Below are 13,553 nucleotides of genomic sequence, written 5' to 3'. Positions count from 1 at the left end.
GGCAGCACGCTCGCAGGCCGGTAATGCCCAGCCACGCCCGGCAGCACGCGCCCAGACTTGTAGTGCCGAGCCACGCCCGGCAGCACAGCCCGCAGACCGGTAGTGCCGAGCCACGCCCGCCAGCACGCCCCCAGACTTGTAGTGCCGAGCCATGCTCGGCAGCACGTCCCCACACCCGTAGTGCCGAGCCATGCTCGGCAGCAGTCCCCGCACCCGTAGTGCCGAGCCACGCTCGGCAGCACGCCCATCAAGACCGCACGCCTTGCCACGCCGTTCAGCCATCCGCTGGCAGCCTCGCTCCATCCCCAGCTCCCGGAGTCCTGCCATGTCCACCCGTCACCTGCTCTGGCTGGCGCTGCTGCCCGCGGTCGCGGCCAGTGCCGCCGAAACCCCCGAGCTGCAACGCGCGGCCGGCGCGCCACAGGCGGTGGGGGCGGCGCACACGCTGCGCCAGATCCCCGAAGCCTGCGCACGCCTGGAAGGCATGTTCACCACCAATGCCGCCCAGCCGTACACGTTCGCGGTGGTGCGTACCAGCGAGCAATGCCAGCCGCGCGCGCGCTTCGTCGATTTCGCCAAGGCGCAGCCGAGCGAAGCCAAGGGCTGGAAGCTCAATGACGTGATCCGCGTGCCCAATGCCAGCTGCCCGGCGCAGCAGGCGGTGGTGCGCGTGTGGCGCCTGCCGGTGGCCCAGAAGGCCGAGCTGGACGGGCAGGGCCAGTCGCGCATCTACCTCGAAGAAGCCAAGCAGCAGGCCGCCGCCGGCAAGATCGCGCAGATCCCGATGTTCGCCGCGCAGATGGCGGTGGAAGGCAAGGCCTGCCGATAATCCGCTCCGCCCAGGGCGGTTACCGGCACAAGCACGAAAAAGCCCGGATGGCAGTGCCGATCCGGGCTTGGGTGTCATCCGCGACGGGCAGACTCAGTTGCCCTTGCAGTCCTTCAGCCACAGCACCCGGCCGATCTGGTCGTAATGGTCCACCACGCCGACCAGGGTGACCTTCTCCTTCGGGCGCAGCGCCAGCGCGAAGGCGGCCTGGCTCGGGGCGAAGGCGCAGGTGATGGCCACGCTCTCGAAATCGATGCCGCTCGAACCGCTCGGCAGCTCGAAGCCGGTGTTGTAGGTGCCACCGCTCTTCAGCACGCCGTTGACCCGCCCGGTGATCGAGTACACCTTGCCCTTGTAGCGCGGCTCGATCGCGGCCGGGTTGTCCTTGTTCTGCGTACGCAGCTGGAAGCCGAAATCGCTGGCCGAAATGTTCACCGTCGAGGCCTTCGGCGCGGATGCCGCCAGCTGGTCGCCGGCCTTGCCCGGCTTGACCTGGGTCAGCATCTTGCACATCTCGGCGCGGACCGCGTCGGCCTTGGCGAAGGCGCCCGGATTGAGCTTGACCGTCATCGCCACGGTGCCGGTGCGGCCTTCGCTGGTGGCGCTGATGATGATCGGAATGGTCTTGTGCATCGCCGTCTGCGGATCTTCGATCAGCATCGCGCCGTTCTCGGCATCCAGGCTCAACACGTCCATGTTGTTGCCCTTGGCGATCACGTTCATCTGCCCGATCGCGCTCTTCACGGTCAGGTCGGGCACGGTCACCGAGGCGGTGTAGGTGGTGCCCGAAAGGGGATTGCCCTTCTTCTGGAAGCTGCTTTCGCAGGTATCGGCGAAGGCGGGAGCCGCGGCGGCGAGCAGCAGCACGGAAAACAGGGTTTGGCGCTTCATCGGTACAGTCCTTGTCATCGCACGCAAGTGCGGAGGTGGGTCGCGGGTGCGAAGGCCGACATGTCCTGCCGGCTGGGCGCGATTGTATGAGGCGTCCGGGTGCGCCGCAATTGCCGATCGGCGCGGTTCGGCGGTGGCAGGCCCGCGGGCGTGCCACCGTCCGGCGCGGCTCAGCCGTCCTGCCAGGCCGGCAGTTTCTTCTTCACGCCCACGTTCTTGAGCGTGACGTACTTCGGCAAGCCGTCGGCACCATAGGGCAGCGGTGCCTCGCCCTTGATCAGCGGCGACAGGTAGGCGCGGGCCTTGGCGGTGATGCCGAAGCCATCCTTGCGGATGAAACCGGCCGGCATCTTCTTCTCGTGGTTGGCCACCTTGTGCAGCGGCGCCGCCTCGATCTTCCAGCGGTACGGCGCGTCGCTGCCGCGCACGATCACCGGCATCACCGCGTTCTGGCCCTTCAGCGCGAACTGCACCGCGGCCTTGCCTACCGCCTGCGCCTGTTCCCAGTCGGTCCTGGAGGCGATGTGCCGCGCCGAGCGCTGCAGGTAGTCGGGCAGGGTCCAATGCACCTTGTAGCCGAGCGCGTCCTTGACCCGGGCCGCCAACTGCGAGGCCACCCCGCCCAGCTGGGTATGCCCGAACGAATCCTTGCCGCCGCCGGCGTCGGCGACGAAGCGGCCATCGGCGGTCTGGATGCCCTCCGAGGCCACTACCACGCAGTGGCCAACGCGCTCGACCACCTGCTTGACCTTGGCCAGGAAGGCGGCCTCGTCATAGGCCCGCTCGGGCAGCAGGATGATGTGCGGTGCATCGTCGGGGCCTTCCCCGGCCAGCCCGGCGGCCGCGGCCAGCCAGCCGGCGTGGCGGCCCATCGCCTCGTAGACGAACACCTTGGTGGAGGTCTCGGCCATCGCGGCCACGTCCAGCGCCGCCTCGCGCACCGACACCGCGGTGTACTTGGCTGCCGAGCCGAAGCCGGGACAGGTATCGGTGACCGCCAGGTCGTTGTCGATGGTCTTGGGTACGCCGATGCAGGTCAGGTCGTAGTCGAAGGCCTTGGCCAACTGGGAGACCTTCCATGCGGTGTCGGCCGAATCGTTGCCACCGTTGTAGAGGAACCAGCGCACGTCGTGGGCGCGCAGCACCTCCAGCAGGCGCTCGTAGCGGGCCCGGTCGGCCTCCAGCGACTTGAGCTTGTAGCGGCACGAGCCGAAGGCCCCGCCCGGGGTATGGGCCAGCGCGGCGATGGCGGCCGCCGTCTCCCGGCTGGTGTCGATCAGGTCTTCACGGAGCGCGCCCAGGATGCCGTTGCGCGCGGCCAAGACCTTGATTCCCTTGGCCCGGGCGGTGCTGATGACCGCCGAGGCGGTGGCGTTGATGACGGCGGTGACGCCGCCTGACTGGGCGTAGAGCAGGGTACCTTTGGACATGGGTCGACCTTGGTCTGGGGGAAGGACATTGCAGAGACATTACCGGTATGGGGTAAAGTGCGCGTATTGCGGTGCAGCGTGATTGTGGACAATCCCGGGGCGCGCGCCCTTCCATTTTTTTACCAAGTTGGAGTCAGGTTGATGCGATTGGTTCTGTTGGGACCGCCCGGTTCGGGCAAGGGGACACAGGCGACGCGCCTGAAGGAACACCTGTCGATTGCGCATATTTCCACCGGCGACCTGCTGCGTGCCGAAGTGGCCGCAGGCACCGAGCTGGGCACGCAGGCCAAGGCGGTGATGGATGCCGGCAACCTGGTGTCCGATGACATCCTGCTGGGCATGCTGGAATCGCGCCTGGGCCAGGCCGACGTGGCCAACGGCTTCATCCTCGACGGTTACCCGCGCAACGTGGCCCAGGCCAATGCGCTGGACACCCTGCTGGCGAAGATCGGCCAGCCGCTGGATGCCGTCGTGCAGCTGGACGTGCCGACCGAACTGCTGGTCGAGCGCATCGCCGGTCGTGCCGCCGAACAGGGCCGCGCCGATGACAACCCCGAGTCGGTGCGTCAGCGCCTGCAGGTCTACAACGATCAGACCGCTCCGGTGGTGGATTTCTACGCCGGTCGCGGCACGCTGGCACGCGTGGATGGCGTGGGCGAGCTGGACGACGTGGAAGCGCGCATCCGCGCCGCGATCCACGGCTGAGCCCGCGGCGGCGCTGCCTCGGCAGCGCTGCTGTTCGGCCAGGCCGCATAAACACACACGCCCGGCCCCCGAAAGGGCCAGGCGTGCGGTTTAGGTGCCAGCGAACGGGCTTGCTCAGAGCCCCGCAGCATGAGCTCCCCTGGGGACGGCCTCTTGGGGAGTAGGACCAATGGGGTACCACGGCTGGCCAGCGCAATTGTGTCCGTATTCACACTAGCTCGCTATCGGGGATTCCCCGACACCCCGCGAAATTCTTCCTATGATCGATTGAGGAATTGTCTGACGACAATGGCCGACGACGCAGGGGATCGGCGACAATCCGACGCATGAGCACGATTCACATCCTTGGTATTGCCGGCACCTTCATGGGCGGCGTGGCCGCGTTGGCGCGGGAACTGGGCCAGACGGTCCGTGGCAGCGATCAGGCGATCTATCCGCCGATGTCCACCCAGCTGGAACAGCTGGGGATCGCGTTGGATCCCGGCTACCGGGCCGACAGCGTCGCCGCCGACTGCGACGCGGTGATCGTCGGCAATGCGTTGTCGCGCGGCAACCCGGCGGTGGAAGCGGTACTCGATGCCGGCCAGCGCTATATTTCCGGCGCGCAATGGTTGTCCGAACAGGTGCTGCCCGGCCGCGACACGCTCGCGGTGGCCGGCACCCACGGCAAGACCACCACCACCACCATCCTGACCTGGCTGCTGCAGGCCGCCGGCCGTGAGCCGGGCTTCCTGATCGGTGGCGTCGCCGAAGACTTCGGCGTGTCCGCGCGCCTGGGCCAGGGCCGTGAGTTCGTGGTCGAGGCCGACGAGTACGACACCGCCTTCTTCGACAAGCGCAGCAAGTTCGTGCACTACCGCCCGCTGGTGGCGATCCTCAACAACCTCGAATACGACCACGCCGACATCTTCCCGGACGTGGCGGCGATCCAGCGCCAGTTCCATCATCTGATCCGCACCGTGCCGGCGCGCGGGCGGTTGATCGTCAACGGCGAGGATGCCTACCTGGCCGAGGTGCTGGCGATGGGCTGCTGGACGCCGGTGGAACGGTTCGGCTTCGATCCGGGTCTGGAATGGCATGCCGAACTGGTGAGCGCCGACGGCAGTGCTTTCGTGGTGCATCATCGTGGCACGCGCGTGGGTGAAGTGCGCTGGTCGCTGCTGGGCCGCCACAACGTGCTCAACGGCCTGGCCGCGCTGGCCGCGGCACATGCGGTGGGCGTGGACCTGGCGACGGTGATCCCGGCGCTGGCCGGCTTCCGCAGCGTCAAGCGCCGCATGGAAGTGATCGGCCAGGCGCACGACATCACCATCTACGACGATTTCGCCCACCATCCCACCGCCATCCACACCACCCTGCAAGGCCTGCGCGCCAAGGTCGGCGATGCGCGGATCGTGGTGGCCATGGAGCCGCGCAGCAACTCGATGCGGCTTGGCGCGCATGCGCAGGCGCTGGCGCCGTCGCTGGCGCTCGCCGATGCGGTGGTGTTCCTGCACCGGCCGGAGCTGGCCTGGGACGCGGCCGGGGTGATCGCCGCTGTGCGCGGAGACGCCCACGCGGTGCCCGACACCGACGCACTGCTCGCCCGCCTCGGCGGGATCGCGCAGCCGGGCGACCACGTGGTGTTCATGTCCAACGGCGGCTTCGACGGCGCGCCGCGCCGTTTCCTGGCGCAGTTGCAGGCGTCCTGAGCCGGCGCATGGCATGACCGAGACCGTCTCCCTGCCGTTGTTCCCGCTGCATGCGGTGCTGCTGCCCGGCGCTGCGTTGGGCCTGCGCGTGTTCGAGCGTCGTTACCTGGACATGCTGCGCGAGTGCAGCCGCCAGGAAAGCAACTTCGGCATCTGCCTGATCCTGGAGGGCGAGGAAGTGGGGGCACCGGCATCGCCGGCCGCCTACGGGGTGGAGGCGCGGATCGAGGATTTCGACGTCGGCGCCGACGGCGTGCTGATGCTGCGCCTGCGCGGCCAGCGCCGCTTCCACGTGCTGCGCACGCGGGTGCGCGACAACGGGCTGATCCTGGCCGACGTGCAGTGGAGCACGCCCGACCACGACGACGAACTGCGGCCCGAGCATGCGCTGCTGGCGACCGTGCTCGAGCACATCATCGAGCAGGCCGGCAGCGCGTTCGCACCCAGCCATCCGGCCCAGCTTGAGCAGGCGGCCTGGGTCGGCTGGCGGCTGGCCGAGCTGCTGCCGCTGGACGAGCCACAGCGCCTGCAACTGCTGCAGCACGACGACCCGCACCAGCGCCTGGAAGACCTGCTGGGCTGGATGCCGTAAGGCCCGACCGGCGCACACCGGGCGATCCCCCCGGTACGGGCGCGTCCCGATCGCCCGCTGTTACCTGCGCGCCGTCCATGCATGGCATGAACGGCGCGAGGATCACTCCGCTGCCGGCGTCCGCACCCGCAGCACCGGCATCTGCGTGTCCGGATGCGTATCGACCTGCTGCGGCAGGCCATCCAGTGCCTCGCGCACCGCCGACAGCGACGGGTCGATGCCGCGCATCGGCCGCCACATCCCGATCAGGTGGACATGCTGCTGGTAGTGCAGCGTCTGCGCGCTGCCCAGCCACAGCGGCTGGTTGCCCGGTTGCAGGCGCGTCGGCGCCGGCCACAGGCGCAGCGCGAAGATCTCGTTGGGCGCATTGCCCGGGCGCAGCATCAGCAGCGATTCCACCTGCGTATCCAGCGTGGCCGGCAGCACCGGCACGTCCTCCGGCGTGGCCGACTTGTCCAGCATCAGCAGCGCCTGCTCCCAGCCGGCCTGCGGCTGCACGCGCCAGCCCTGGCTCTCCAGGCGGCGCTGCAGCGGCGCCAGCGGCCCGGCCACCTGCACGTCCAGCGGCCAGCGCTGGTCGTCATCGAACTCATTGCGGCGCGAGGGAAGCTGTTTCCATTCCGCCTGCCACCAGGCAGCGGCGGCCACGTCCACCGGTGCCGGCTGGGCCGGTTCGAAGCGGGCGAGCTTGAGCGGGATGTTGCGCGGCGCGTACCACAGCGCGGCCACCGCGAAGGTGCCGTAGAACAACCACGCCACCGGCTTGACCCAGAACGAGCGGTTGAAGCGGCGGCGATAGGCGATGCCCAGCACCAGCAGCCAGAAGATGCCGAACAGCATCCCGCCGATCACATCGCTCAGCCAGTGAGCGCCCAGGTACAGGCGCGCGAAGCCGATCAGGCTGACCACGATGCCCGACAGCAGGTACGGCCATACGCGGGTGCGGCCGGGCAGCTCGCGTGCGATCAGCACGGCGAAGAAGCCGAAGATGATGGTGGCCATGGTCACCGACACCGACGGGAAGCCGAAGCCGCTGCTGGCATCCGGTGGGCGCACCACGTGGACGGTGGCACCCAGCAGCTTGCACAGGGCCAGGCCGAAGGCCAGCGCCGCCAGCCAATGCGCCGCCGCCATCCAGCGCCGGCGCCAGACCAGGTAGCCCATGCCCACCGCGGTCGCCGGCAGCAGTACCTGCCAGGCACCCAGCGAGGCCAGGGCGGCCATCGGGTAGTCGGCCAGCGGGTTGCGCAGCGCCAGCATCGCGTCGTGCACGGCCAGGTCCAGGCGCAACGGCTCGCCGTGTGCGACCACGGCCATGAGCAGTGCGAACCAGCACCAGCCCAGCAACAACAGCATCAAGGCCAGCATCGCCAGTGGCACCGACTCGCGCCGCTGCGGATCGAACACCGAGACCGAGTAACGGCCCAGCGTGGGGTGGCGCTGCGACCAGCGCAGCAGCGCGGCCAGCCAGCTGTCCATGCGCGAGGCCGACCAGCGGTAGCTGTACAGCACGATCGCCCAGACCGCGCCCATCACCACCGCGACCAGGCCCAGCACCATCACCAGCCGCCCGGCCACCGCCGCGACGGCGTCGTAGGCCTCGCCCAGCACCCAGCCCGGGGCAAGGAACAACACCGCCCAGGACAGGGCGGCAACGCCACTGGCCTGCACATAGCGCGACAGCGGCATCTTCATCATGCCGGCGATGGCGGGCACGAACGGCCGGATCGCGCCGACGTAGCGCGCCACCAGGATGCTCTTGAAGGCATTGCGGCGGAACATCGTCTCGCCGCGGTCCAGCAGTTGCGGGTACTTGCTGAAGGGCCAGAAGCCACGCAGCCGATCGCCCCAGCGCCGGCCGATCCAATAGCTGATGCCGTCGCCGGCAAACGCGCCCAGCGCCGCGCAGGCCACCGCATAGGGGCCGGAGATCTGGCCCAGGCCGATGAACACGCCGACCGCGAACAACAGCGGCAACGCAGGCACGATCGCGCCCAGCACGATGACCGCATCGCAGAAGGCAATGAGGAAAATGACCGCGCCGGCAAGCACGGGGTGAGCTGAGATCCACGCAAGCGTGGCATCGATCCATGACGAGTCCATCACGCGATTATAGGGGGCGGAAGGTGACTGACTGCCGGCCAGCAGGGGCCAACGCGCGACATCTACAGTGAATGAACGCGATCGCCCGCCTAGAATGAGCCGATGAAGCCCGCCCCCGATCCCGCTCCCCATGCCCTCAAGGCCGACAGCTTCGGCCGCATCCTGCTGGTCGAGCAGGACGGCCAGCGCTTCGTGCGCCGCGACCTGGAGGCGACCCCGTGGTGGCTGCGACTGCCGGCCTGGTGGCTGGCCCGGCGTGAAGCGCGCGCGCTGGCGCACCTGGACGGCATGGCCGACACCCCGGCATTGCTGGCCTGGAACGGGCGCTGGCTGGACCGCAGCTTCATGCCCGGCGATGCGATGTACCAGCGCCCGCCACGCGGCGACCTGGCCTACTTCCGCGCCGCGCGCCGGCTGCTGCAGCGCGTGCACCGGCACGGCATCGCGCACAACGACCTGGCCAAGGAAGCCAACTGGCTGGTGCGCGAGGACGGCTCGCCGGCGCTGATCGATTTCCAGCTGGCGGTGATCGGCAACCCGCGGTCGCGCTGGATGCGCCTGCTGGCGCGCGAAGACCTGCGCCACCTGCTCAAGCACAAGCGCATGTATTGCCGCGAGTCGCTCACCCCGGTGGAGAAGCGCTTGCTCAAGCGCACCTCGTGGGTGCGTGATCTGTGGTTCCGCACCGGCAAGCCGGTGTACCGGTTCGTCACCCGGAAAATCCTGCACTGGGAAGACAACGAAGGGCAGGGACCGAAGCCGTGAGCGCGCAGCGCGTTGCGGTGGTGCCGCTTGGCGCCGGCAGCGTATTGCATGCGCAGTTGCCCGGCGCCGACTTCGCGCACGCCTGCCAGGCGACCGTGGCGCGCAAGGGGCGCTCGGCGTTGCAGGCCTACACGGACATGGCGGCCACGGTGCCGGGCTGGTTCGATGGCTTGATGGCGCTGCGCAATCGCGGCATGCGCCTGCTCGGCATGAAGGACCTGGGCTCGCTGCGCGCGGTGCAGGAGAGCGTCGATCCACGGCCGGGCGACCGGCTCGGCATCTTCACCCTGCAGCAGTGCACGTCCGATGCGATCGTGCTGGAAGATGACGACCGCCACCTGCGCGTGCAGCTGGCGCTGCAATGGCGCGGCGATCTGCTGGAGATCGCCACGGTGGTCCACACCCATAACGCGTTTGGGCGGCTGTACATGCTGCCGGTGGCGCCGGTGCATCGCTGGATCGTGCCGCGTCTGTTGCGGCGGCAGGTGCTGCGATACGCGTCAAGCGCGCCATGATGGACGGCTGCGGGTGGCCGGCCCGGCCGGATCACGGTGCGGGTGTCGGCACCACATGCTGCCCGACGAAGTGCCGCGTGGCGTCGAAGTCGTAACCGATCTGTAGTTGGCCCACGTCCGCGCACGCGTGGCACTCGCGCAGCGGGGTGCGGTACACCAGGCGCACTCCGCCGCCTTCCAGCGGCGTGCCGCCCGCCGCCCGTGCCGGCGCAAACGGCGTTGCCTGGGGATGGGCGTTGAGCAGCGCCTGCACGCCGGGATCGGCGCGCAGCGTGTCGTCCAGCTGTACGGTGTCCACGTCGATGCGCTTGCCGCCGGCGTCGATCAGCCGCGTGCCTTCGTTGGTATTGGCGCGGAACGGGTAGGCCACCGTGGCCACGCCGATGCCGTCCTGTTCATGCCACGCGGTCACATACGCCAGTTCGCCGGCGCTGGACAACTGCCCGGCGGCGGTAACCGCATCGGCGCTGGCGCCGCCGGCCTGCATTGCCTTGGTCAGGCAATCGCGGGTGGCCGCAGCCTCGCCCTGGCGACAACTGTTCAGGTCGCCGCTCCACACGACTGCGGGACTCCAGCGCAGCGCACTGTCGGCGGCCATGCGCGCCGTGCCGGTGGCTGGCCCGGGCGTCGTGGCGCGGGGCGGCTCGGACGACCCGCCCTGGCAGGCGGTGGTGATCAGCAGCAGGCCAACGGCGGGCAGCAGGCAACGGGAACGGCGCATGGCAGGAACCTCGCAGCGGTAACCGGAGCGTCACTATCGTCAAGGGGCGGTTAATTACGCGTGGTCGCGGCATACTGGGCCGATCACCGATTTCGCCGGAGCACGCGACATGGCCAGTCTGCAAGGCAAGACCCTCTTCATCACCGGCGCCTCGCGCGGCATCGGCCTGGCCATCGCCCTGCGCGCGGCGCAGGATGGCGCGAACGTCGCCATCGCGGCCAAGTCGGCCGTGCCCAATCCGAAGTTGCCCGGGACCATCCACAGTGCCGTCGAGGCGGTCACCGCTGCCGGTGGTCAGGGCCTGGCGCTCAAGTGCGACATCCGCGAGGAAGACCAGGTACGCGCGGCGGTGGCCGCGACGGTGGACACCTTCGGCGGCATCGACATCCTGGTCAACAACGCCAGCGCGATCTGGCTGCGTGGCACGCTGGACACCCCGATGAAGCGCTTCGACCTGATGCAGCAGGTCAATTCGCGCGGCAGCTTCCTGTGCGCGCAGGCCTGTTTACCGTATCTGCTGCAGGCGCCCAACCCGCATATCCTCACCCTGGCGCCGCCGCCGAGCCTGGACCCCAAATGGTGGGGGCCGCATACCGGCTACACGCTGGCCAAGATGGGCATGAGCTTTGTCACCCTGGGCCTGGCCGCCGAGTTCGGGCCGCAGGGCGTGGCGGTCAACGCCTTGTGGCCGCGCACGATCATCGCCACCGACGCGGTCAACATGATTCCCGGCGTGGACATCAACGGCTGCCGCACGCCGCAGATCCTGGCCGATGCCGCGCATGCGGTGTTGACCCGCGATGCGGCCGGTTTCAGCGGGCAGTTCCTGCTTGACGACGAGGTGCTGGCGCAGGCCGGCATCACCGACCTGAGCGGCTATGCGGTGGACCCGTCGCAGCCGTTGCTGCCGGATCTGTTCCTGGATTGAGCCCCCGATCGCGTCGCCCGCTGACGGTGTCGACACAGGCTGCACGCCCGGCTGCTACTGTGCGTGCCCGCTTTTGTCTGGTCCATTGAATGTCCCATCGCAAGCCAAGTGCATCGCTCGCCGCCGCCATCGCCGTCATCGGCCTGCTCGGTGCCTGCAGCAAAGGCCCCTCGCATGCCGTCGATACGGAAGGCGTTGAGAAGGTGAATGCCTACATCGCGTGTTTCAACGCGGTGGAGCAGCCCATCCATGAAGGCTTCCAGCAGTACACCGGCTGGATGCAGGATCCGAAGGCAGGCCCGACCGGCAAGGAGGCGCACGTGCGCGGACCGGGCATGGTGCTGTCGCACCGCGTCGCGCTGTGCAATGAACCGATGGTGGCGGCATTGGCGATGACCCCGGCCGATGCGGCGCTGGATCCGCCTGCGCGCACCTACCAGCAACGCTTCGTTGACCTGTACGCGCTGATCGAACAGACCGACCGCTACTACACCCGCGAGGACTACCTGCGCGACGACCACGCGGGCATGCGCACCCAGCACGGCCCGCTGATGCAGGCCTACATGGCGTTCTTCGAGGCCAGCGATGCGCTGGATGCGGCGCTGGAGACGCGCGAGGACGAGCGTCGTCGCGCCCAGTTGAAGGAGATCGAAGCGGCCGAAGGGCGCTCTGCGTCGTACTACCAGCTCCGGATCGTGGGCGACGCCAAGCAGCTGGTGGCGCTGTTGACGGCCGAGACGCCGGACCTGGCCGTGGCCCGCACCCAGCTGGCCGCCTTCCAGGCCCTGCTGAAGCAGGCCCAGGACGACAAGATCGGCAAGGGTGATGCCATGTGGGGCCACCTCGAGCGCGCTGCCGACGGGCTGGCCCGGGATGCGGGTCGTCGCGTGGACCGCCTGCAGGAAAACAAGCCGCTGACCCGCAGCGAGCAGATCCTGATGCAGGGCGGCGGCCGCATCGGCAACCCGCAGGGCTCGGCCGAAGCGGTGACCGACAGCTACAACGATCTGGTCGACGCCAGCAACCAGTTGTCGCGCTGAGGCGCAGCGCCACGTCGCTGTCGGCGACGACAGCGTCAACGCGGCGGGGCGGCGCACGCCCTGCCGCGTGCCCGCCTTCAGGGCTCCGGCGTTGGACACCGGCGGCCGTTTCTCGCCGCAGTGGCGGCAACGCAGCGCATCGGGCGCGCGCCCGTGCAGCCCACTGTGCGGACCGCCGCGGGCATCGCGCGTGCTTGGCGTCGCGCACGGTGATGGCCAACTACAACGACCTGGTGGAGATGCGCAACCGCATGGCGCGGTTGAGTGGCGCGCGCTGCGGTCGGCAGCGCCGGTGGGCTTGGGTACAATGCGCGGCTGAAATCGTTTCCAACAAGGATGTCACGCATGATCCGTACGCTTCCCGTCGCCCCGCTGGCTGTAGCGCTGTCGCTGCTGCTCACCGCCTGTGGCGGCAAGAGCCCGGGCGCCGCCCCCGATGCGGTGACCCAGGCCGGCAAGGCGGCCGATACCGCTGCGCAGGATGCCGAGCAGGCACTGACCGCCAAGCTCAACAGCTACATCGACTGCTACAACGATGTCGATTCGGGCATCCATCGCGGCATCGGCTATTACACGGGCTGGATGAAGGATCCCAAGGTCGGTCCGAGCGGTCGCGAACAACGTCCGATCGGACCGCCGGACCTGGACGCCGACGACCTCAAGACCTGCGATGCCGCCATTCCCACCGCGATCGCTGCCGCGCCGGCGCTGCCGGAGCTGGACAAGGCGGCCAAGGTTTACCTGGACAGCCTGCACGCCCTGCAGCCGCTCACCCACGCGGCCTACGACTACTACAAGCGCGAAGACTTCGAAGACGACGGCTACGCGCGCGGCAAGGCGATGCATGCCCCGCTGATGGACGCGCTGGCCGCCTTCGTGCAGGCCAGCGAAGTGTTCAGCACCGCGCTGGAGGCCGAGAACGACCGCGCCCAGCAGGCCCAGCTGCAGGCGTTGGAAAAGCAGGAAGGCCGCACCCGCACGTACTACCGCCTGGCCATCATGCTGGAGGCCAAGTCGCTGATGGACCTGATGGCCGAAGATGACTTCGACCTGGTGCAGGGGCGCGCCCGACTGGACGCGTTCAACACCATCGCCGACGAAGCGCACGCCAAGGTGGCCGACCAGGAACCGGGCAAGATGGACTGGAACAGCTTCGAGACCGCCGCGGAGAATTTCCGTCGCGAGGGCAAGGAGCGGATCAAGCGCGTGGCCGACAAGACCCCGTACAGCGACTTCGAGCAGCGCATGCTGGATTCGCCGTCGCATGCGCCGCAAGGCTCGGCCGGGCGCCTGTTGAACGAATACAACAGCCTGGTGTTCCAGAGCAACCGCCAGTAAGTGGC

Annotated in this window: 13 protein-coding genes; 9 read left to right on the top strand and 4 right to left on the bottom strand. The window is 68.8% G+C overall.

Annotated elements, in window-relative coordinates; translation table 11 throughout:
* Positions 1-325: 325 nt before the first annotated feature.
* On the top strand, positions 326-829 hold the full coding sequence (locus AC1DGC_RS04735; RefSeq protein WP_259207529.1) for a hypothetical protein: 504 nt from the start codon (positions 326-328) through the stop codon (positions 827-829).
* A gap of 93 nt (positions 830-922) precedes the next feature.
* Here the strand turns inward: AC1DGC_RS04735 and AC1DGC_RS04730 are convergent, their stop codons facing one another.
* Both AC1DGC_RS04730 and AC1DGC_RS04725 read right to left on the bottom strand, forming a co-directional pair.
* The gene (locus AC1DGC_RS04730) at positions 923-1,720 is read right to left on the bottom strand and encodes a hypothetical protein (RefSeq protein ID WP_259207527.1); all 798 of its coding nucleotides are present in this window, start codon (positions 1,718-1,720) and stop codon (positions 923-925) included.
* Between the two features lie 170 nt (positions 1,721-1,890).
* Positions 1,891-3,150: a 6-phosphofructokinase gene (locus AC1DGC_RS04725; RefSeq protein ID WP_259207523.1), complete on the bottom strand. Its 1,260-nt coding sequence runs from the start codon at positions 3,148-3,150 to the stop codon at positions 1,891-1,893.
* Between the two features lie 141 nt (positions 3,151-3,291).
* Here AC1DGC_RS04725 and AC1DGC_RS04720 point away from each other — a divergent pair, with 141 nt between their 5' ends.
* The 3 genes from AC1DGC_RS04720 (at position 3,292) to AC1DGC_RS04710 (ending at position 6,138) form a co-directional block, all read left to right on the top strand.
* A complete protein-coding gene (locus tag AC1DGC_RS04720) occupies positions 3,292-3,855 on the top strand; it encodes an adenylate kinase (protein WP_259207520.1) in 564 nt (187 codons plus the stop codon).
* A gap of 326 nt (positions 3,856-4,181) precedes the next feature.
* On the top strand, positions 4,182-5,546 hold the full coding sequence (gene mpl, locus AC1DGC_RS04715; RefSeq protein ID WP_478047311.1) for a UDP-N-acetylmuramate:L-alanyl-gamma-D-glutamyl-meso-diaminopimelate ligase: 1,365 nt from the start codon (positions 4,182-4,184) through the stop codon (positions 5,544-5,546).
* A gap of 13 nt (positions 5,547-5,559) precedes the next feature.
* Entirely contained in the window at positions 5,560-6,138 is a 579-nt protein-coding gene (locus AC1DGC_RS04710) for an LON peptidase substrate-binding domain-containing protein (RefSeq protein ID WP_259207516.1), read from the top strand.
* A 102-nt stretch (positions 6,139-6,240) separates the two neighbouring features.
* On the opposite strand, the gene AC1DGC_RS04705 is transcribed toward AC1DGC_RS04710, so the two are convergent.
* Positions 6,241-8,241, bottom strand: coding sequence for a bifunctional DedA family/phosphatase PAP2 family protein (locus AC1DGC_RS04705; protein ID WP_259207514.1), 2,001 nt, complete (start codon positions 8,239-8,241; stop codon positions 6,241-6,243).
* A gap of 102 nt (positions 8,242-8,343) precedes the next feature.
* Between AC1DGC_RS04705 and AC1DGC_RS04700 the strand changes: the two genes are divergently transcribed.
* A complete protein-coding gene (locus tag AC1DGC_RS04700) occupies positions 8,344-9,006 on the top strand; it encodes a protein kinase family protein (RefSeq protein WP_478047310.1) in 663 nt (220 codons plus the stop codon).
* Positions 9,003-9,521, top strand: a complete 519-nt coding sequence (locus AC1DGC_RS04695; protein ID WP_394164573.1) for a DUF2867 domain-containing protein — start codon at positions 9,003-9,005, stop codon at positions 9,519-9,521. Before AC1DGC_RS04700 ends, AC1DGC_RS04695 begins: the two co-directional genes overlap by 4 nt.
* A gap of 31 nt (positions 9,522-9,552) precedes the next feature.
* Here AC1DGC_RS04695 and AC1DGC_RS04690 read toward each other — a convergent pair whose 3' ends face one another.
* Complete coding sequence (locus AC1DGC_RS04690; protein ID WP_394164572.1) at positions 9,553-10,242, bottom strand: hypothetical protein; 690 nt, start codon at positions 10,240-10,242, stop codon at positions 9,553-9,555.
* 109 nt (positions 10,243-10,351) lie between these two features.
* Here AC1DGC_RS04690 and AC1DGC_RS04685 point away from each other — a divergent pair, with 109 nt between their 5' ends.
* The 3 genes from AC1DGC_RS04685 to AC1DGC_RS04675 all read left to right on the top strand — a co-directional run bounded on the left by AC1DGC_RS04685 (position 10,352) and on the right by AC1DGC_RS04675 (position 13,548).
* Entirely contained in the window at positions 10,352-11,170 is an 819-nt protein-coding gene (locus AC1DGC_RS04685; RefSeq protein ID WP_449335924.1) for an SDR family oxidoreductase, read from the top strand.
* Between the two features lie 89 nt (positions 11,171-11,259).
* Positions 11,260-12,210 carry a YiiG family protein gene (locus AC1DGC_RS04680; RefSeq protein ID WP_394164570.1) on the top strand — a complete coding sequence of 317 codons (951 nt, stop codon included), beginning with the start codon at positions 11,260-11,262 and terminating at the stop codon, positions 12,208-12,210.
* A gap of 345 nt (positions 12,211-12,555) precedes the next feature.
* Entirely contained in the window at positions 12,556-13,548 is a 993-nt protein-coding gene (locus AC1DGC_RS04675) for a YiiG family protein (RefSeq protein ID WP_478047309.1), read from the top strand.
* Positions 13,549-13,553 lie beyond the last annotated feature (5 nt).

The organism is Stenotrophomonas sp. 05N37, assembly GCF_056397365.1.
This window is presented reverse-complemented; position numbering and strand designations above follow the sequence as displayed.

Excerpts from the sequence above, each read along its gene's own strand:
- AC1DGC_RS04675 (WP_478047309.1), top strand. The coding sequence starts at position 12,556 with ATGATCCGTACGCTTCCCGTCGCCCCGCTGGCTGTAGCGCTGTCGCTG.
- AC1DGC_RS04730 (WP_259207527.1), bottom strand. The coding sequence starts at position 1,720 with ATGAAGCGCCAAACCCTGTTTTCCGTGCTGCTGCTCGCCGCCGCGGCT.
- AC1DGC_RS04725 (WP_259207523.1), bottom strand. The coding sequence starts at position 3,150 with ATGTCCAAAGGTACCCTGCTCTACGCCCAGTCAGGCGGCGTCACCGCC.
- AC1DGC_RS04720 (WP_259207520.1), top strand. The coding sequence starts at position 3,292 with ATGCGATTGGTTCTGTTGGGACCGCCCGGTTCGGGCAAGGGGACACAG.
- AC1DGC_RS04680 (WP_394164570.1), top strand. The coding sequence starts at position 11,260 with ATGTCCCATCGCAAGCCAAGTGCATCGCTCGCCGCCGCCATCGCCGTC.
- AC1DGC_RS04685 (WP_449335924.1), top strand. The coding sequence starts at position 10,352 with ATGGCCAGTCTGCAAGGCAAGACCCTCTTCATCACCGGCGCCTCGCGC.
- AC1DGC_RS04690 (WP_394164572.1), bottom strand. The coding sequence starts at position 10,242 with ATGCGCCGTTCCCGTTGCCTGCTGCCCGCCGTTGGCCTGCTGCTGATC.
- AC1DGC_RS04735 (WP_259207529.1), top strand. The coding sequence starts at position 326 with ATGTCCACCCGTCACCTGCTCTGGCTGGCGCTGCTGCCCGCGGTCGCG.
- AC1DGC_RS04710 (WP_259207516.1), top strand. The coding sequence starts at position 5,560 with ATGACCGAGACCGTCTCCCTGCCGTTGTTCCCGCTGCATGCGGTGCTG.
- mpl (WP_478047311.1), top strand. The coding sequence starts at position 4,182 with ATGAGCACGATTCACATCCTTGGTATTGCCGGCACCTTCATGGGCGGC.
- AC1DGC_RS04700 (WP_478047310.1), top strand. The coding sequence starts at position 8,344 with ATGAAGCCCGCCCCCGATCCCGCTCCCCATGCCCTCAAGGCCGACAGC.
- AC1DGC_RS04705 (WP_259207514.1), bottom strand. The coding sequence starts at position 8,241 with ATGGACTCGTCATGGATCGATGCCACGCTTGCGTGGATCTCAGCTCAC.